Annotated in this window: 17 protein-coding genes and 1 pseudogene; 6 read left to right on the top strand and 12 right to left on the bottom strand. The window is 69.4% G+C overall.

Features of this window, described 5'->3' with window-relative positions:
- Positions 1 to 15 precede the first annotated feature (15 nt).
- Positions 16 to 1233, top strand: a complete 1218-nt coding sequence (locus tag AAG689_RS20855; RefSeq protein WP_406623582.1) for a YbfB/YjiJ family MFS transporter — start codon at positions 16 to 18, stop codon at positions 1231 to 1233.
- Positions 1234 to 1277: 44 nt separating this feature from the next.
- On the opposite strand, the pseudogene AAG689_RS20850 reads toward AAG689_RS20855, so the two are convergent.
- From AAG689_RS20850 to AAG689_RS20840, 3 genes and pseudogenes are all read right to left on the bottom strand, one after another.
- A pseudogene (locus tag AAG689_RS20850) lies at positions 1278 to 2487 on the bottom strand (ATP-binding protein).
- Positions 2487 to 3203: a response regulator transcription factor gene (locus AAG689_RS20845; protein WP_024001979.1), complete on the bottom strand. Its 717-nt coding sequence runs from the start codon at positions 3201 to 3203 to the stop codon at positions 2487 to 2489. Before AAG689_RS20845 ends, AAG689_RS20850 begins: the two are co-directional and overlap by 1 nt.
- A 95-nt stretch (positions 3204 to 3298) precedes the next feature.
- Complete coding sequence (locus AAG689_RS20840) at positions 3299 to 4627, bottom strand: AmpG family muropeptide MFS transporter (protein WP_406623581.1); 1329 nt, start codon at positions 4625 to 4627, stop codon at positions 3299 to 3301.
- Between the two features lie 33 nt (positions 4628 to 4660).
- On the opposite strand from AAG689_RS20840, the gene AAG689_RS20835 reads away from it, so the two are divergent.
- From AAG689_RS20835 to AAG689_RS20815, 5 genes are all read left to right on the top strand, one after another.
- Positions 4661 to 5335 carry a helix-turn-helix domain-containing protein gene (locus AAG689_RS20835; RefSeq protein WP_406623580.1) on the top strand — a complete coding sequence of 225 codons (675 nt, stop codon included), beginning with the start codon at positions 4661 to 4663 and terminating at the stop codon, positions 5333 to 5335.
- Positions 5336 to 5448: 113 nt separating this feature from the next.
- A complete protein-coding gene (locus AAG689_RS20830) occupies positions 5449 to 6330 on the top strand; it encodes a DMT family transporter (RefSeq protein ID WP_406623579.1) in 882 nt (293 codons plus the stop codon).
- A gap of 10 nt (positions 6331 to 6340) precedes the next feature.
- A complete protein-coding gene (locus AAG689_RS20825; protein ID WP_406623578.1) occupies positions 6341 to 7201 on the top strand; it encodes a M48 family metallopeptidase in 861 nt (286 codons plus the stop codon).
- Between the two features lie 178 nt (positions 7202 to 7379).
- The gene (locus AAG689_RS20820) at positions 7380 to 9041 is read left to right on the top strand and encodes a kelch repeat-containing protein (RefSeq protein ID WP_406623577.1); all 1662 of its coding nucleotides are present in this window, start codon (positions 7380 to 7382) and stop codon (positions 9039 to 9041) included.
- 152 nt (positions 9042 to 9193) lie between these two features.
- Entirely contained in the window at positions 9194 to 10009 is an 816-nt protein-coding gene (locus AAG689_RS20815; protein WP_406623576.1) for an IS5 family transposase, read from the top strand.
- A 6-nt stretch (positions 10010 to 10015) separates the two neighbouring features.
- On the opposite strand, the gene AAG689_RS20810 is transcribed toward AAG689_RS20815, so the two are convergent.
- From AAG689_RS20810 to AAG689_RS20770, 9 genes are all read right to left on the bottom strand, one after another.
- Positions 10016 to 10963, bottom strand: a complete 948-nt coding sequence (locus AAG689_RS20810; protein ID WP_406623575.1) for a hypothetical protein — start codon at positions 10961 to 10963, stop codon at positions 10016 to 10018.
- On the bottom strand, positions 10957 to 11553 hold the full coding sequence (locus tag AAG689_RS20805) for a hypothetical protein (RefSeq protein WP_406623574.1): 597 nt from the start codon (positions 11551 to 11553) through the stop codon (positions 10957 to 10959). Before AAG689_RS20805 ends, AAG689_RS20810 begins: the two co-directional genes overlap by 7 nt.
- 77 nt (positions 11554 to 11630) lie before the next feature.
- A complete protein-coding gene (locus tag AAG689_RS20800; RefSeq protein WP_406623573.1) occupies positions 11631 to 12617 on the bottom strand; it encodes a helix-turn-helix transcriptional regulator in 987 nt (328 codons plus the stop codon).
- Between the two features lie 15 nt (positions 12618 to 12632).
- Positions 12633 to 12878, bottom strand: a complete 246-nt coding sequence (locus tag AAG689_RS20795) for a hypothetical protein (RefSeq protein WP_406623572.1) — start codon at positions 12876 to 12878, stop codon at positions 12633 to 12635.
- A gap of 153 nt (positions 12879 to 13031) precedes the next feature.
- Complete coding sequence (locus AAG689_RS20790) at positions 13032 to 13193, bottom strand: hypothetical protein (protein ID WP_406623571.1); 162 nt, start codon at positions 13191 to 13193, stop codon at positions 13032 to 13034.
- Entirely contained in the window at positions 13190 to 13987 is a 798-nt protein-coding gene (locus AAG689_RS20785; protein ID WP_406623570.1) for an ABC transporter ATP-binding protein, read from the bottom strand. The genes AAG689_RS20790 and AAG689_RS20785 overlap by 4 nt, the downstream gene beginning before the upstream one ends.
- A complete protein-coding gene (locus tag AAG689_RS20780) occupies positions 13984 to 15024 on the bottom strand; it encodes a FecCD family ABC transporter permease (protein ID WP_406623569.1) in 1041 nt (346 codons plus the stop codon). Before AAG689_RS20780 ends, AAG689_RS20785 begins: the two co-directional genes overlap by 4 nt.
- A complete protein-coding gene (locus tag AAG689_RS20775; protein ID WP_406623568.1) occupies positions 15021 to 15932 on the bottom strand; it encodes an alpha/beta hydrolase in 912 nt (303 codons plus the stop codon). The genes AAG689_RS20780 and AAG689_RS20775 overlap by 4 nt, the downstream gene beginning before the upstream one ends.
- On the bottom strand, positions 15929 to 17074 hold the full coding sequence (locus AAG689_RS20770) for an ABC transporter substrate-binding protein (protein WP_406623567.1): 1146 nt from the start codon (positions 17072 to 17074) through the stop codon (positions 15929 to 15931). Before AAG689_RS20770 ends, AAG689_RS20775 begins: the two co-directional genes overlap by 4 nt.
- Positions 17075 to 17100: the final 26 nt, after the last annotated feature.

Raw genomic sequence — 17100 nt, 5'->3', positions numbered from 1 at the left:
CAAAACAGGATTGAAATGCAAGCCGATCCCGCCTGGACCGCGCAGCCGCGCGCCATCGCCTTCGCGGGCATGCTGGCGCTGGCCGTCGCCATGGGCGTGGGGCGCTTCGCATTCACGCCGCTGCTGCCCATGATGCTGGCGGACGGCGTGGTCACGCTGGCCGAGGGCAACTGGCTCGCCATGACCAACTACGTGGGCTACCTGGCCGGCGCGCTGGCCTGCATGGCGCTGCCGTGGGTGGCGCCCCGGCTCTACGAGCGCTGGCACCCGGCGGTGCTGGCGCGCGCGGGGCTGGTGGCGACGGTGCTGCTCACGCTGGCGATGGCGCTGCCGCTGCAGGGCGGCTGGCCGCTGCTGCGGTTCGCGGCGGGGGCGGCCAGCGCCGTGGTGCTGCTCAACGTGGCCGCGTGGTGCATGGTGCGCCTGGCGGCGCTGGGCCGGCCCGCGCTGGGCGGCCTGATCTTCTGCGGGCCTGGCCTGGGCATCGGGCTCACGGGCCTGGCGGCGGGCGCCATGGTGGCCGGCGGGTGGCGCGCGGCCGCGGGCTGGGTGGCGTTCGCGCTGCTGTCGGTGCTGCTGTGCGCGCTGGTCTGGCCCGTGGTGCAGGGGCGCGCGGCGCCGGGCGGCGGGGCGGCGCGCACCGCCCCGGCCGCGGTGCAGGGCGGCACGCCCGCCGCGCGCGCCGTGCATGCGCTGGCCTACGGGCTGGCGGGGCTGGGCTACATCGTCACGGCCACGTTCCTGCCGGTGATCGCGCGCGCGGCACTGCCGCAGGGCTCGCCCTGGCCCGACCTGTTCTGGCCGCTGTTCGGCGTGGGCGCGGTGGCGGGCACGGTGCTGGGCACGCGCGCGCCGGCGCGCTGGGACCGGCGCTGGCTGCTCGCGGCCTGCTACGCGCTGCAGGCGCTGGGCATCGCCCTGGGGTTGGCGTGGCCCACGCCCGCGGGCTTCGCGCTGGGCAGCGCGCTGCTGGGCCTGCCGTTCACGGCCATCACCTTCTTCGGCCTCCAGGAGGCGCGCCGCCTGTGGCCGCAGTCTGCCGACAGCTTCGCCAGCCTGGTGACGGCGCTCTATGCCCTGGGGCAGATCGCGGGGCCGCCCCTGGTGGCGTGGCTGCTCGTGCAGGGGGATGAGGCGCAGGGCTTCGCGCGCGCGCTGGCACTGGCGGCGCTGGCGCTGGCTGCGGGGGCGGCGATGTATGCGGCGTCGGCGCTGCGCTGGAAAAAGAGTTAAGCCCAATCGGCCTCCAGCGCTTGGCCATCAAGCGCCGGGAGCTCTCATTTCTGAAGCGGCAGAGCCAGCACGAAGCAGGCGCCGGGCGCGCCGTCCGGCCGTGCCTCGCAGTGCACGCTGCCGCCATGGCGCTGTGCGATGGAGCGCACCAGCGCCAGCCCCAGGCCCACGCCGCCCGCGCGTTCGCTGGCGCCGGGCAGGCGGTAGAAGGGCTCGAAGATGCGCTCGCGCTGCTCGGGCGGCACGCCGGGGCCGTGGTCGCACACGCGCAGCACGGCGTCGGCGCCTTCGCGGTCGATGTGCAGGGTGATTTCTCCCTGGCTGTAGCGGCGCGCGTTCTCCAGCAGGTTGCGCACGGCGCGGCGCAGCAGCTTGGAGACGCCGGGCACCTCGACCCCCCTCGGAGGTGACGGCGGTCTGCAGCTCGGCATCGACGCGTACGCATTCCTCCACGGCCAGGCCCACCAGGTCCACGGGTTCGATGGTGCCCACGTCGGCGGCGCCGGCGTCCAGGCGGCTGGCGAGCAGGATCTCGTCGACGAGCTGGTCCAGCTCGGCGATGTTGCGCTCGATCTCTGCGCGGAACGCGGGCGAGGGCGCGCCGTTGCCCATCAGCTCCAGCCCCATGCGGATGCGCGTGAGGGGCGAGCGCAGTTCATGCGAGGCGTTGGCCAGCAGCGACTTGTGCGACTGCACCAGCGTCTCGATGCGCTCGGCGGCGGCGTTGAACTGGCGCGCCAGGGCCGCCACCTCGTCGTGGCCCTGCTCGGCCACGCGCACGGACAGGTCGCCCTCGCCGAAGCGCTGCACGCTGCTCTGCAGCGTTTCCAGCCGCTGCAGCAGGCGGCGGATGATGGGGAACACGCCCACCGTGACCGCGATGCCCACGAGGCCCAGGATCCACAGGAAGCCGAAGGGCGGGCGGAACCACGCGGCCGGCCCGCGCTCGTCGGGGCGCACGTGCGGGGTGCGCGGCGACATGCGCATCTCGTAGACCTTGCCGTCGCTGGATTGGATGCGGTAGTGGATGCCCTCGCTCGGGTCCAGCCGCTGGCGCTCGCCCACGCCGTCCACCAGCGTGCGGCCCTGCGGGTCGGTGAGCACGATCTCGCGCGTGGGCGGCTGCTGCTGGGTCTGGTCGGCCGCCCAGCGCCAGGCGAAACCGACGGCGAACGCGAACACCAGCACGCCGCCGACCACCGCGAGCCAGATGCGCAGGTACAGGCGCCGGGAGAAGGGGCTGACCAGGGACATCAGTCTTGCTGCTTGGCGAACACGTAGCCCACGCCGCGCACGGTGAGGATGCGGCGCGGGTTCTTCGGGTCGGCCTCGATGGCCGCGCGGATGCGGCCCATGTGCACGTCGATGGAGCGGTCGAACGCCTCCAGCTCGCGGCCGCGCACGGCCTCCATGATCTGGTCGCGCGTGAGCACGCGGCCCGCGCGCTCGGCCATGGCGGCCAGCAGGTCGAACTGGTAGGAGGTGAGGTCCACCGCCTGGCCTGCCACGCTCACGGTGCGTGCGTCGCGGTCGATCTCCAGGCTGCCGAAGCGCAGCACGTTGGCCGTGGGCTGGGCGCCGGCCTCGCGCCGGCGCAGGATGGCACGGATGCGCGCGAGCAGCTCGCGCGGCTCGAAGGGCTTGGGCAGGTAGTCGTCGGCGCCGATCTCCAGGCCGATCACGCGGTCCATGGGGTCGCCCTTGGCGGTGAGCATCAGCACCGGCACCTTGGCGGCGGCGCCGGGCAGCGCGCGGATGCGGCGGCACACCTCCAGCCCGTCGGTGTCGGGCAGCATCAGGTCGAGGATCACCAGGTCGGGCAGCTGGCCGCCTTCGGGGTTCTGCAGGCGCGCCAGGCCGCTCGCGCCGTCGGCCATGTGCGTCACGTGCAGGCCGGACTGGCCCAGGTATTCGCCCACCATCTGCGCGAGGCGGTGGTCGTCTTCGATCATCAGGAGTTGCGCGCTCATGGGGGAATCCTGCGGGTTGGGTATCTCGGTACGTTGAAGTGTCTGTAAAGTTTTGGTAAACCGCTTCTGAATTAATAGCTGCTTGCGCTTGCCTGTCAAGCGCCAGGTGCCGATTTGACCCTTGAAGCCAGTGCCACCAGCACCAGCACCGGCAGCCCCAGCAGCGCCGTGCCGGTGAAGAACGCTGCGTAGCCGTGCGCATCGACGAACTGCCCGGAGAAGCCCGCGAGCCATTTGGGCAGCAGCAGCATCATCGAGCTGAACAGCGCGTACTGCGTGGCCGAGTACTGCACGTTCGTCAGGCTCGACAGGTAGGCGATGAATGCCGCCGAGGCGATGCCGCCCGCCAGGTTGTCGGCGCTGACCACCAGCACCAGCCCCGTCACGTCGTGCCCGCGCTGGCCTAGCCAGGCGAACAGCAGGTTGCTCAGGGCCGAGAGCACCGCGCCCAACATCAGCACGCGCATCACGCCCAGGCGCATCGAGAGCACGCCGCCCACGAAGGCGCCGGCCAGCGTCATCACCACGCCGAAGACCTTGGTCACGGCGGCCACCTCGTCCTTGGTGTAGCCCATGTCCACGTAGAACGGGTTGGCCATGATGCCCATGACCACGTCGCTGATGCGGTAGACGGCGATCAGCCCCAGGATCAGCGCCGCGTGCCAGCGGTGGCGGCGGATGAAGTCGGCGAACGGCTCCACCAGCGCGCCGCGCAGCCACTCGCCCAGGCCGCGCGTGGGCGGCAGCGGGCGGGGCGCGGGTTCGCGCGAGAGCAGCACGGTGAGAATGCCCGCGAGCATCGACGCGGCCATGGCCAGGTAGGCCGCGCGCCAGGCGCCGCTCTGGTAGCCCTCCACTCCCGGCACCTCGGCGCGCGCGGCCACCCAGAGCACGCCCGCGCCGGCCCAGATCATCGCCAGGCGGTAGCCCGTCTGGTAGGTGGCGGCCAGCGCGGCCTGGCGGTCGGCGTCGGCCGATTCGATGCGGAAAGCGTCCAGCGCGATGTCCTGCGTGGCCGAGCCGAAGGCCACCAGCAGCGCGCACCACACCAGGGTGCCCAACTGCGCGCGCGGGTCGATCAGCGCCATGCCGACCAGCCCGCCCATCACCACCGCCTGCGCCAGCAGCAGCCAGCCGCGCCGCCGCCCGAGCGCGCGCGTGAGCAGCGGCAGCGGCATGCGGTCCACCAGCGGCGCCCAGACCCACTTGAAGGCATACGCCAGGCCCACCCAGCTCAGGTAGCCGATGGTGGTGCGGTCGATGCCCGCCTCGCGCAGGCGAAACGAGAGCGTGCCCAGCACCAGCAGCAGCGGCAGGCCGGCGGAAAAGCCCAGCGCCAGCATGCGCAGGCTGGCGGGCTCCAGGTAGACGAGCCAGGCCTCGCGCCAGGAGCGGCGCGCGGGGAGGGGAGAGGAATCGGGCATGGGCGGGGATTATCCGCAGCTACCATCACGCCCATGCCACGCGCCGCGCTCGCCCACCCCGTCGCCTCGGTGCGCCGCTATGCCGGCGAGCACCAGTCGCACGCGCACGTGCACGCCCAGGTCCTCTACGCGCTCGAGGGCCGCATGGAGCTGGAGGTGGCGGGCCGCGCCGCGTTCGTGGACACGGCCTGCGGGCTGGTGGTGCCCGCGGGCACGGCGCACGGCTTCCTGGCGCGGCCGGGCACGCGCATCTTCGTGATCGACGCGCCGCCCCAGGCGGCGATCGACCGCGTGCGCCGCTTCGCCGTGCCGCCCGGCGCGCGCCACGCCTGCGATCCGGCCGCGCATCTGGCGCTGCTGCTGCAGGCGCCGCGCGTGCTGGCGCGCCGCGGGCTGGACCTGGCCGCGCTGCAGGCCGCCGTGGACGTCGCGCTGCACGAGGACTGGCCCACCGCGCGCATGGCCCGGCTGTTCCACCTGAGCGCGCCGCGCTTCCACGCCCGCCTGGCGGAGCTGACCGGCGCCACGCCCCAGGCCTGGCTGCGCGCGCGCCGGCTGGACGTGGCCGCGGCCGCACTGGCGCGCGGCCTGCCGCTGGAGGCCACCGCGCTGCGCACCGGCTACGCCAGCGCCAGCGCGCTGGCCTATGCGCTGCGGCGCGAACGCGGCACGGGTGCACGGGCGCTGCGTGGATTACAAGCCAAATAGCCCTCCAGCGCTTACCCAGAAAGCGCAAGCAGCTATCGATAGAGAAGCAAAAGCGCGCCGCACTTCGCGCGTCGCTCGACAGTCGCGGCGCCGCCCGCGCGCACCATGGGTGCATGAACACCGCATCCCTGCGCAGCATCGCCATGGTGCTGCTCGCCGCCATGCTCTGGGGCACCACCGGCACCGCGCAAAGCCTGGCGCCGCCCACGCTGTCGCCCTACTGGGTGGGCGCGCTGCGCCTGGGCGTGGCCAGCGCGTTCTTCGCCGTGCTGGCCTGGCCCGCGCTGCGGGCGCGGGGCTGGCGCGGCCTGCGCGGTGGCGTGCTGCCGCTGGCCGCGCTGTGCGTGGCGGCGTACAACCTGAGCTTCTTCGCGGGTGTGAAGGCCAGCGGCGTGGCGCTGGGCACGGCGCTGGCCATCGGCAGCGGGCCGGTCTGGGCCGGGCTGCTGCAGACCGTGGCGCAGCGGCGCTGGCCCGCCCCGGTGTGGTGGCTGGGCACGCTGCTGGGCGTGGCGGGCGGCGCGGCCATGGCGCTGGACGGGGGCGCCAGCGTGCGCGCGCCGCTCGGGGGCATCGCCCTGTGCCTGCTGGCCGGGCTGGCGTATGCGGGCTATGCGCTGCTGAACAAGCGCCTGGTGGCGCAGGCGGCGCCGGCCGTGGTGAACCTCGCGGTGTTCGGCGGCGCGGGCCTGCTGTCGCTGCCCGTGGCGCTGCTGCTCGGCGGGGTACCCGCGCCGTCGCCAGCCACCTGGGGCGTGGTGCTGTACCTGGGGCTGGCGGCCACGGGGCTGGCCTATCTGCTGTTCAGCGCGGCGCTGCGCCACATCAGCGGCGCCACCGGCGTGACGCTGGCCCTGGCCGAGCCGGTGACGGCCTTCGCGCTGGCCATCCTGGTCGTGGGCGAGCGGCCCTCGGCCATGGCCTTCTGGGGGCTGGGCGGCGTGCTGGCAGGCCTGCTGCTGGTGATCTGGGCGGAGTTGCGCGCGCAATCGTAGACTTCGCTCCATGACCCCTCCTGCCATCGACTTCCCTGGTCCGTCCGGCTGCCGCTGCTGCGCCGGCGGTGTCTGGAACGCGCGCCGCGCCTTCGTACTGGCCGCCGCCGGCGCGGCCGCGCTCCCCGCCGCCGCGCAGGTGGACGTGGGCAGCGCATCGGGCATGCGCAAGCTGGTGCCGGCCGAGCAGCTGGAAACCTCGGCCACCCAGCAGTACAGCCAGATGCTGGCGCAGGCCAAGGCCAAGGGCGCGCTGGCGCCCGATGGCCACCCGCAGCTGGTGAAGCTGCGCGCCATCGCGCAGCGCATCATCCCGTACGCCGCGCAGTGGAACAGCCGCGCGGGCTCCTGGCGCTGGGAGGTGAACCTGATCGGCAGCAAGCAGATCAACGCCTTCTGCATGCCCGGCGGCAAGATCGCGTTCTACACGGGCATCCTCGACCAGCTCAAGCTCACCGACGACGAGATCGCCATGGTCATGGGCCACGAGATGGCCCACGCGCTGCGTGAGCACGCGCGCTCGCGCATCGCCAAGAGCCAGGCCACCAGCATCGGCCTGTCGCTGGGCGCGCAGCTGCTGGGCCTGGGCGACCTGGGCAACGCGGCGGCCAACCTGGGCACGCAGCTGCTCACGCTCAAGTTCAGCCGCAGCGACGAGACCGAGGCCGACCTCGTCGGCCTGGAGCTGGCCGCCCGCGCGGGCTACGACCCGCAGGCCGCCGTGACCCTGTGGCGCAAGATGGGCGAGGCCACGGGCAGCAGCGGCATCGGGTTCCTGTCCACCCACCCCACGGGGCCGGACCGGATCCGCGAGCTGCAGGAGAACGTGCCGCGCGTGGAGGGGCTGTACCGGCAGGCGCGCTCCAGGTAGCCGTTCGCGGTGGTTCGCCGCCTTGTCGCCCGAAAGGGCGACAGACAGCGTGGCGCAGCGCCGATAGCCTCGCTGTTTTTCGGAGGCGAGGCATGTCCAAAATCTTCCCCTGCCTGGGCCTGGCGGCCCTGCTGTGGCAGCCCCCGGCGCCGCAGGCGTCTGGACTGCCGATACCCCCATGGCCACGGCGCGTGGGCAGCATGCCGGGGTGCTGCTGGACGATGGCTCGGTGGCTGTTTTCAACGGGGTCAATTCAGGCGGGTTCGTCGCCGGCGGCGAGCGCTACGCCGGCGGGGCCTGGGCGCCGATCGCCGCCAGCGGGTTGACGGGTAATGTGACCGAGGCGGTTACGCTGGGCACCGGGCAGGTGCTCGTGCGCTCTGACGGCAGCACGCAGGCGCGCTTGTTCGACCCGGTGGCCGACGCATGGCTTCCCGGTGGCACCCAGACCGCCGTGCGCACGTTGCCTTCGATGACGCTGCTGCCCGATGGCAAGGTGCTGGTGGCGGGCGGGATCGGAGGAGGAGGCGTCCGCTTGGTTTCGGCCGAGCTCTACGACCCGCAGACCCGCACGTGGGCGGCGACCGGCAGCATGGCCCAGGCCCGTAATGCGCACGCGGCGGTGCTGCTGGGCGATGGCCGGGTGCTGGTGGCCTCGGGATACTCTGGCAGTGGCGAGGTGCTTGGGGCGGAAATCTACAACCCGGCCACGGGAACGTGGAGCATCGTGGCGCCCCCGCTGGTGCCGCGCCACTATGCCAGCCTGAACCTGCTGCCCGACGGCCGGGCGCTGCTCGCGGGGGGCTGGACGGGCGCGGGCGTCACGGCGCACGCTGAAATCTACAGCCCCACGGACAACACCTGGACTGCCACAGGGGCGATGAACTTTCCGCGCAGCGGCGCCATGGGTTCGCCGCTGGCCCATGCCACGGTGCTGCCGTCTGGCCAGGTGCTGATGGTGGGCGGCTCCAATACTGCGCGAGTCGCCCACCCCGAAGCGGAGATCTACGACCACACGACGGGTGCGTGGACCCTTGACGGGTCGATGGGCGTGGGGCGTGAAAACGGTTCGGCCCACCTGCTTGCCGACGGCGACGTGCTGCTGACGGGGGGATTCCACTCATTGCCAGGGACGAGCTTCTACGCCTCGGTGGAGCGCTACACCCCCGACGTGCCCGCCGGGCCTGCGCCGGTGGTAAACCCCCTGCCCCTGCTGCAGCGCGCCGGGGTGCTGAACCTGACGGGAACGGGGTTCACGGGTGCGACGGGTGCCAGCACCCCGCAGCTTCATTTGCAGCACATGGTCAACGGTTTCATCCGGGTCTTGAGCCCGGTCAGCTTCACGGATACGGGATTGACCGCGAATTTTGGCGGTCTGCCGGCGGGGCTCTACATGGCGCGGGTGGTGGTGGACGGCGTTCCCTCGGCAGCGACGCTGGTCCGGTTCACCAACCCGGCAGGCACGCCGGGCGGCGCGCCGGGCAACGGCGAGGTGACGGTGAGCTGGACGCCCCCCGCCAGCACCGGCGGCAACCCGCCGGCAGGCTACGCCGTCACCGCCAGCCCCGGCGGCGCTGGCTGCACGGCCGTGGCGCCTGCCACCAGCTGCACGGTGACCGGGCTGGCGAACGGCACGCCGTATACCTTCACGGTGCGGGCGCAGCACCCCAACGGCGAGGGGCCGGTATCGGCGGTCTCCGCGCCGGTCACGCCGACGACGGTCGCCCCCGGCCCCGTGCCGGTGCCGGGGCTGTCGCAGGCCGCAGTGGCGTTGACGGCGCTGGCCGCCGCGGCATTGGCAGGCCTGGGCCGCAGGGGCGCCGGTCGCCGCCGCGGATGAAGCAGACCCGCATCAGCTATCCAATCGATAGCTGCCTGCGCTTGATACATAAGCGCTAGAGGTCGATTTGATTGTGAGCAATTCGCCGCCCACGCAGGGGCTGTGACTAGAGCGTGTTATGAACTTGATAGCGCGTGCGGTAGATTCGCCACATGGCAAGGCGCAAGCAGTACCCCACGGATGTCACGGATGAGGAGTGGGGCTTCGCGGCGCCGTACCTGGCACTGATCGACGAGAAGGCAGCGCAACGCCAGCACGAACTGCGCGAAGTGTTCAATGCCTTGCGCTGGATGGCCCGTGCGGGTGCGCCCTGGCGCATGCTGCCTGGGGACTTCCCGCTGTGGGAGGCGGTCTATCAGCAAACACGCCGCTGGTTGCAAGCAGGATGCTTTGAGGCAATGGCCAACGACCTTCGCTCGGTCATTCGCGTGGCGCAAGGACGCCAGGGCCAGCCCAGTGCGGCAGTCTTGGATGGACGCACCTTGCAATCGAGCTGTGAGAGTGGTCCGCGTGCTGGCTACGATGGTTACAAGCGGCGCAACGGCTCGAAAGTGCACATGGCCGTCGATACGCTGGGGCATTTGCTGGCCGTCCATATCACACCAGCCAATGAACAGGAGCGAGCGCAAGTGGCGCCGTTGTGCGAGGCGGTGCAGGAAGCGACAGGCGAGACGGTGAGACTGGCCTGGGCCGACCAGGGCTACACGGGCGAAGAGCCCAACCGGCAGGCCAGCGAGCACGGCATTGATCTGCAAATTGTCAAGCTGCCCGAGGCCAAGAAGGGCTTTGTGCTGCTGCCCAGGCGCTGGGTGGTCGAGCGCAGCTTTGGCTGGCTGGCGCGATTCAGAAGGCTCAGCCGCGACTATGAAAGATTGCCCGAAGTGCTCGCCGGATTGCATTTCCTGATCTTCGTGATCCTCATGCTGCCAAAGGCGTTGCCTGCCTTGGGCACGGGGGTGAGTTCATAACACGCTCTAGCTGGTTTTCAGCATGAGGAGCGGTTCCTGCTTCTCTTGTTCTAGTGCGTTGACATACTCTTTGCCGGTAATTCTTTGGGTACGCAAGTAGTCGATCAAATACGGCTTGCTTGCAGCGGAGTCGCTGATGTCCCGAAGCACTCGGACAGTATTCAGGCCGTTCTCGACGGAGCCATCAAAAGACATGGGCGTCAGCGGATTGAACAGGCCTTGGTATTCCGACGCCACCGCTTCAGCGATGCGCAGGGTGTGCCTGAGTTCATCGCTGCGTATTCCGCAATCGATGCGCACGTTATTGCAAAGCATCAGTGATTGCGCCAACTGCCAGAACAGGTCTGCGGGAATAGGGCCTTTGGCGGACAGGATGACAGAGATTTCGCCGTCGAAATAGGCGGCCTGATCTGCGAGCGCCGCAGCCACCTCTCGGTATTCGGACTGGGGGTTGGAGAACTCCTTGGCCTGCTCTGCGCGTCGAATCAGTCCCTTGATTCGAGACATCCGCGCGCGTAAATCATCCTTGCGCTGATTTTCAAATCCAGCATGGATGGCATTGATGACTTGGTCGAGTCGCTCGTCCAGGGCATTGAAGCGCTTGCGCATGTACACAAAACCCGCAACGCTGACGCCCACACCCACCAGGGATACGCCCAGCGTCGCCACCTGCAAGGTTTGCAGCGTCTCCATAAGGGCCTCGATCTGGCGTACCTGGACCGCTGTGTAGATGCCCGAGCCGGCGTTGATCACATTGGATACCAGAGAAAGCGGCGTGGGCACGCCGGAAACGATGGATGAGAGCATGGACTGCGCCATCCCGGTTTCCTGGAGGTGCGCAATGATCTGCCCAGTGCCTGCGCTTTTCAGGATGCCGCCATACCGCACCAACTCTCCCGTTGCCAACTGTGCCGCGAACTTGGCAGGAAGCTCGAAGGGGATGGTGCTCAGCATGCGTGCCTTTCTTGAATCATCTGGTTGGCTAGGTGCGTGGCTTGGTTGCAAAGGTCGGGGGCGATGCCATTGGTGCCCAGGAGCTTGGCGTGGAGTTTTTCGATCATCGCCTTGTGCGCCGATGGCTTGAAATCCAGCCCAGTCAGGCATGCGCAGCCAGTGGCCAACTCCACCGTCCGAAAGTGGACAAGGTTTTCTTGGCCGGAGGCCTCTTTCTCTGCAATGGCGTTCAATGCTGCTTCCTGGCGGCGCAGGCAGGCGCTCATGGGCGCTTGTATCTGTTGGGCAAATTCTGGTGCGAGGACTTCATCGGCCGGATCGGCAAACCATCCGCTGAATACGCCCATGTCGTCCAATTGGTAGTCGATGTAGCGTGTGAATTCCCGATGCAGCGCGACCATGGCGGACAGGATCTCGGCATGGGCGTTGTCGCGCCAGTCCAGCACTGTGCGCTGGAATGCCAGATAGGCTAGTCGCTCGGGTTTCAGTAGCGGTTCAACTGCAGGTTCGGCAGGGGCTGCACTGCGGGGCGTTTTCTCCTTCTCCGTTGAAGTTCCACCGTTGAAAAACGATGCCACGTCGCGGTTCAAAAAAGCGGCGATCCTGCTCAGAAAGCTGCTGGCTGGTGATGGATCGGGAGGGCGTTGATCGGTTGACACGTTACGGCCTACTCCCGAATTCTGGCTTTAGAAGCTGTTGAAAATTCGTGGTCTTCGGCATTGGCGGCCCTCGAAACATAGGCGCTCAACTCCCGCTCCAGATCAGTTTGCCACTGGGTCGGGCTGACGATACGGATATGCGGCAGCCAATAGCGAACGATGGGCAGGATTTGGTTGGGGTGCCCCACCAGCGTTGTCGCCAGCAAATCACCCTCTGCATTTTCCTGGGTGATCTGTTGGTGTGGCACCAAGGGCCTGCGCTTGAAATACGGCGCCACGGGTGCAGCAATGTGGAGCGTGACCGGGTGATCCGTATCGGAGTGCCAAGCGCCTTCCTGGCGCTCTATGTCCGCTTCGATTTCGGGAATCTTCTCGAAGGGTGTGTGGCTGGTGTTCACGCGCTGTAATTTTCCGATGCCAAAGGTTTTGTATCTGCCGTGGTGCATCGCTGCCAGGTACCAGATGCCCTTGATGTTCAGCAGGCGGTAGGGAGCCACGGCCTCATATCGCTTTGTCTTGCCTTCATGGTGGAGTTCAAGGCTGACCATCCAACTCTGGACAATGGCTTGCTCCAACTGTTGGAAGAGATGCTTGGCGTGGGACAGGTCTTCGTATGCATGGCTCTTGACCAGCCAGGCCGCCTGCATGCGGTCGTCAAAGATGTCCCTTAGAAAATCGTTGGACAGCGCGGGGAACAGTCCCTTGACTCCGGCAAGGGAGGCGAAGCGCTCAATGTCCTTGAAGCCGAGTTTGCCCAGAAATACCGACTCCAACTGGTACAAGCCATTGCGCCGCGTCAGGGGCAAGTAGGCCAGACGCACCTTCAGGTCGCGTTGGATGGTGCGCACATGGACCCCGAAATCTTCGGCCAGAGCGTCAGGCGCCAGCTTTTCGCCCTGGTTCAGCTTGATGAGAATTTGCGACAGTCGGTAGGCGATCGTGTCGTGTGTGCCTTGCGTCATTCCTCTCTTCTCAATTTCGTTGTTGGCGTCCACTTTCCTGGATTGTCGTCAGGGTTTGTGCCGAAACCATGCCCACACGCCAATCAAGCCCCCGATGACTGTCAAGACGAGCAGCAGTTTGAGCGCCAGCATCAGAAAACTCGCCGTGGCGGACATTGCTCCAAACTTGACCAGCATCCAGGACAAGCCCAGGCCCAAAACTGTGATCCAAAACATCGTCATTCCCCATTCACGTGTTGAGCCGTGAATGTGTGCGATTGCATGGACAGGTGGTGTCGTTTTCCCCTTCGGCATGACCGCATCGCTTGAAAGTAGCGAATCAGACCATGGAGCAGTTGTACCGCAAAGTAGTGGTGGGGATGGCGGTGTAGCTCAAAAACTATAGCTGTTAGAGAAGGCTGCATAAGCGCTACAAGCCATTCTTATCCCAAGATCTTGAAAGGCGTTCTAAGAATCCCGCTGCTCCGCCAACGGGTTCTTGTGCGAGAACAGCTTGATGTACTCGTCAATGCTGAAGTGCAGCGCGGCATTGTCGGCACGCATCCCGCAAGTTCCCCGCGGAAATTCGGTATGGCCTGTGCGTTCGTCGTAGCCTCGGGCGTGGATCATGGGGCGTCGTTGTCAAGGGAGATGGTTTCGTCGGCCAGCACCAGCGGATGGCCCAGCGAGCAGTGCTCGATGCGCGCGCGCACGCCGTAGGCGGTGTGCAGCAGCGCGGGCGTGAGCACGTCGGCGGGGCGGCCCGCCGCCAGCACGCGACCCTGGCCCAGGACCACGATGCGGTCGCAAAAGCGCAGCGCCAGGTTCAGGTCGTGCACGGCGATCAGGGCCAGCGTTTGGCCTTCGTCGACCAGCGCGCGCACGGCCTGCAGCACCTGCAGTTGCCAGCGCAGGTCGAGCGCGCTGGTGGGTTCGTCCAGCAGCAGCAGGCGCGGCGCGCGCACCAGCACCTGGGCCAGGCCGATCATCTGGCGCTGCCCGCCCGAGAGCTCGTTCAGGGGCCGCAGCGCCAGCGCGTCCAGCCCCAGCGTGGCGAAGGCGCGGGCGATGGCGGCCTCGGCCTGCGCGGTCCCCAGGTCGGGGCGGCTGGCGCGTAGCGCGCTCAGCATGGATTCATACGCCACCAGCGACGTTGCCTGGGGCAGCGCCTGCGGCAGGTAGCCCACGCGGCGCAGGCGCTCGCGCGGGGGCAGGGTGGCCAGGTCGGTGCCGTCCAGCAGCACCTGCCCGCGCACGGGGCGCAGCCCGGCGATGGCCTTGAGCAGCGTGGACTTGCCCACGGCGTTCGGCCCCACCAGCGCCACCAGCGTGCCGGGCGCGATGCGTTCCAAGTCCAGCCCTTGCAGCACGGGTCGGCGCGGGTAGCCGGCGCTCAGGCCGCGCAGCTCCAGTCCTTCGGTCATGCGCCACCCCTCCTGCGCGAGAGCACCAGGGCCATGAACATGGGCACACCCACCAGCGCGGTGATGATGCCGATGGGCAGCACCACGCCGGGCACCAGCGTCTTGCTGAGGATGGACGCGCCCGACAGCATGAGCGCGCCCGCGAGCGCGCTGCCCGGCAGGTAGTAGCGGTGGTCTTCGCCCAGCAGCAGCCGCGCGATGTGCGGCCCCACCAGGCCCACGAAGCCGATGGTGCCCACGAAGGCCAACGCCGTCGCCGCGAGCAGGCTCACGCGCAGCAGCGTGACGAGGCGCAGCCGCTCCACCGCGATGCCGAAGCTGCGTGCCTGGTCCTCGCCCGCGCGCAGGGCCGTGAGCGGCCAGGCGTTGCGGGCCGACCAGATGCCGCACAGCAGCAGCACGCAGCCCACCAGGCCGATCTTGTTCCAGGTGGCGCGCGAGAGGCTGCCCATGGTCCAGAACACGATCTGCTGCAGCGCGTTGCTGTCGGCGATGAACTGCATGAGCCACAGCAGCGCCTCGAAGGAGAACAGCAGCGCGATGCCGAAGAGCACCACGGTGTCCACCGTGGGGCCGTAGCGCCAGGCGAGCAGCTGGATCAGCAGCGTGGCCGCAGACGCGCAGACGAAGGCCGCGAGTGGCACCGCGAGGTTTTCACCAAAGGCCATCAGCGTGAAGCCGCTCACCACGGCGATGGAGGCGCCCACCGCCGCCGCCGCCGAAAGGCCCAGCGTGAAGGGGCTGGCCAGAGGGTTGTTCAGCGCCGTCTGCATCTCCGCGCCCGCGAGGCCCAGCGACGCGCCCACCAGCAGCGCCATTACCGCGTAGGGCAGGCGCACCTCCCAGAGGATCACGCGCTGTTCCAGCGGCATGCCGGAGGGCCGCAGCAGACCGGCCACCACGTCGGCGAACGGCAGGCCCGAGGGGCCGGTCGCCAGGTCGAGCACGAAGGTGGCGCAGAGCACCAGCGCCATCGCGGCCAGCAGCCACAGGCGCAGCGCGGCGAAGCGGCGGTAGCGCGCGGCCAGTGAGGTCATGTGCGGCCCCCGATGGCGAGGGCCAGCGCCTGCTGCGCGGCGGGCAGCATGGCGCCGCCGTGGTCGGCGCCGGGGAAGGTGGTGAAGCGCAGGTCCAGCGCGGGTGCGCCGCGCAGGCCGTCCAGCAGCGTGTGCAGGCGGTCGGTGCCGCGCCGCTCGCGTGCGATGGCGGCACGGGCGGGGTCGGCGGGCATTTGGGCCTCCAGTTCGCCTTGGGAGACCCACAGGCGCAGCGCGGGCGCATCGGCGCGCCGCTCTTCAAGAAAGCGTGCCTGCTCCTGCAGGATGAAGCCGTTACGCCACCAGACCGAGGGGCTCGCGGCCACATAGTTCTGGAAGGCGCCCGGCCGCGTGAACAGCGCGTGCAGCACGCACAGCCCGCCGTAGGAATGGCCGAACAGCGTCTGGCGCGCGGCGTCTACGCGCGCGGTGCGCTCCACCAGCGGGCGCACCGTGGCGTCGAGGAAGTCGAGGAAGGCATCGGCCCCGCCCTCGCGGCGGCCGCGCTCGTCCGTGGCGGGGCCGGGCGCGGGCGGCGTGTAGTCCCAGGTGCGCGCATCCAGGTTGAGCACTTGGGCGCCCGCGTAGCCCAGGCCCACCACCACCGCGCCTTGCGTGGGCACGCCCGGCCCGCGCGCGAAGCGGTTGCGCATGAGCTGCGCGGTGGGCGCGAACAGCAGGTTGCCGTCCAGCACGTAGAGCACGGGCCAGCCCTGCGCCGGCGGCGGCGCGGGCGGCACGGCGAGCATGATGCGATGGATGTGTCCGCCAGCGGCGATGTCGATCTGCCGCGTGTCCGGCAGGGCCACGGGGGGCGCGCCTTCCAGTGTGGGCCGCAGCGCGCAGCCGGGCAAGGCCAGTGCCGCGCCCAGGCCCAGCACGGCGCGGCGGGCCAACGTGCCCGTCATGGCTTGAGCGCCGTCCAGTAGACGCCTTCCAGCGCAATGGGCTGGAAGCGGTCGTACATCGTCTGCAGCGTGGCGCGCGGGTCGAGGTCGGCGAACAGCTCGGGATGAAGCCACTTCGCGAACACCTGCACGGCCACCACGTTGAATGGCGAGTTGTAGAAGTGGTGCCACATCGCATAGGCGCGCCCCTCTTTGACGGCCTGCAACTGCGCGATGCCCCGGCGCTGCACGGCGCGCGCCAGCGATGCCTGCGCGGCCTCGGGCGTGGCGTCGGCGCCGAGCACGACGCGCAGCGGCATCTGCTGCTGCGTCGCCAGCGCGCCGATGCCGGTGCCGATGTAGAAGCGCGGCTGGCGCGCGATCAGGAACTCGGGGTTCAGCGTGCCGAACTCGCCGGGGATCAGGTCCTTGGCCACGTTGCGCGAGCCCGCCGCGTCGAGCAGCTTGCCCACCAGGCCCACCATGGTGTCGCAGCAGCCGTCCGAGAGGCCCACGCGGTTTTCCAGGAACACCGTGGGCGCCTGGGGCCGGGCCTTGGCCAGCCGGTCGGTCACCACGGCGAGCTGCGCGCGCCAGTACGCGACGAACGCCTCGGCCTCGGCCTTTTTGCCCAGCACCTCGCCCAGCAGCAGCATGCTGCGCGGCGTGTTGACCAGCGGGTCGTGGCGCAGGTCGATGAACACCACGGCGGTGCCCGCGGCCTCCAGGCGCGCCAGGGTCTCGCGGTCGCGCTCGCTCGGGCCGTGGCCGCCCGCCAGGCCGAGGATGGCCAGCTGCGGCTTGAGCGTGATGGCCTGCTCGTCGCTGAAGCTGCCGCTGCTGGTGCGGCCCACGCGCGGCACCTTGTCGATCTGCGGAAAGCGGCGCGTCCACTGCGCATAGCCGGGCGCGTCGAGCTTTTCGAACTCGCCCATCATGGCGACGAGGCGGCGCGCGGGGTCGTCCTTGTCGAACACCGCGAGCAGCGGCAGCAGGCGGCCTTCGCCGAGCAGGATGCGCTCCACCTTGGCAGGCACGCGCACGGTGCGGCCCGCGAGGTCGGTGACGGTGGTCGTGGCGGCCGGCTGGGCCTGGGCCGTGGCGGCGAGGAGGAACAGCGCGCCGCTCAGCCAGCGGCGCACACGGTGCAGGAGAGGGGACATGGCGGGAGACGGTGTTGCAAATCGAT

The organism is Acidovorax sp. SDU_ACID1, assembly GCF_045291395.1.
GTDB lineage: Bacteria > Pseudomonadota > Gammaproteobacteria > Burkholderiales > Burkholderiaceae_C > MR-S7.
The sequence above is the reverse complement of the archived record's forward strand: the minus strand, read 5'-3'. Positions and strand labels throughout refer to the sequence as shown.

Excerpts from the sequence above, each read along its gene's own strand:
- AAG689_RS20855 (WP_406623582.1), top strand. The coding sequence starts at position 16 with ATGCAAGCCGATCCCGCCTGGACCGCGCAGCCGCGCGCCATCGCCTTC.
- AAG689_RS20845 (WP_024001979.1), bottom strand. The coding sequence starts at position 3,203 with ATGAGCGCGCAACTCCTGATGATCGAAGACGACCACCGCCTCGCGCAG.
- AAG689_RS20840 (WP_406623581.1), bottom strand. The coding sequence starts at position 4,627 with ATGCCCGATTCCTCTCCCCTCCCCGCGCGCCGCTCCTGGCGCGAGGCC.
- AAG689_RS20835 (WP_406623580.1), top strand. The coding sequence starts at position 4,661 with ATGCCACGCGCCGCGCTCGCCCACCCCGTCGCCTCGGTGCGCCGCTAT.
- AAG689_RS20830 (WP_406623579.1), top strand. The coding sequence starts at position 5,449 with ATGAACACCGCATCCCTGCGCAGCATCGCCATGGTGCTGCTCGCCGCC.
- AAG689_RS20825 (WP_406623578.1), top strand. The coding sequence starts at position 6,341 with ATGACCCCTCCTGCCATCGACTTCCCTGGTCCGTCCGGCTGCCGCTGC.
- AAG689_RS20820 (WP_406623577.1), top strand. The coding sequence starts at position 7,380 with ATGGCCACGGCGCGTGGGCAGCATGCCGGGGTGCTGCTGGACGATGGC.
- AAG689_RS20815 (WP_406623576.1), top strand. The coding sequence starts at position 9,194 with ATGGCAAGGCGCAAGCAGTACCCCACGGATGTCACGGATGAGGAGTGG.
- AAG689_RS20810 (WP_406623575.1), bottom strand. The coding sequence starts at position 10,963 with ATGCTGAGCACCATCCCCTTCGAGCTTCCTGCCAAGTTCGCGGCACAG.
- AAG689_RS20795 (WP_406623572.1), bottom strand. The coding sequence starts at position 12,878 with ATGCCGAAGGGGAAAACGACACCACCTGTCCATGCAATCGCACACATT.
- AAG689_RS20790 (WP_406623571.1), bottom strand. The coding sequence starts at position 13,193 with ATGATCCACGCCCGAGGCTACGACGAACGCACAGGCCATACCGAATTT.
- AAG689_RS20785 (WP_406623570.1), bottom strand. The coding sequence starts at position 13,987 with ATGACCGAAGGACTGGAGCTGCGCGGCCTGAGCGCCGGCTACCCGCGC.
- AAG689_RS20780 (WP_406623569.1), bottom strand. The coding sequence starts at position 15,024 with ATGACCTCACTGGCCGCGCGCTACCGCCGCTTCGCCGCGCTGCGCCTG.
- AAG689_RS20775 (WP_406623568.1), bottom strand. The coding sequence starts at position 15,932 with ATGACGGGCACGTTGGCCCGCCGCGCCGTGCTGGGCCTGGGCGCGGCA.
- AAG689_RS20770 (WP_406623567.1), bottom strand. The coding sequence starts at position 17,074 with ATGTCCCCTCTCCTGCACCGTGTGCGCCGCTGGCTGAGCGGCGCGCTG.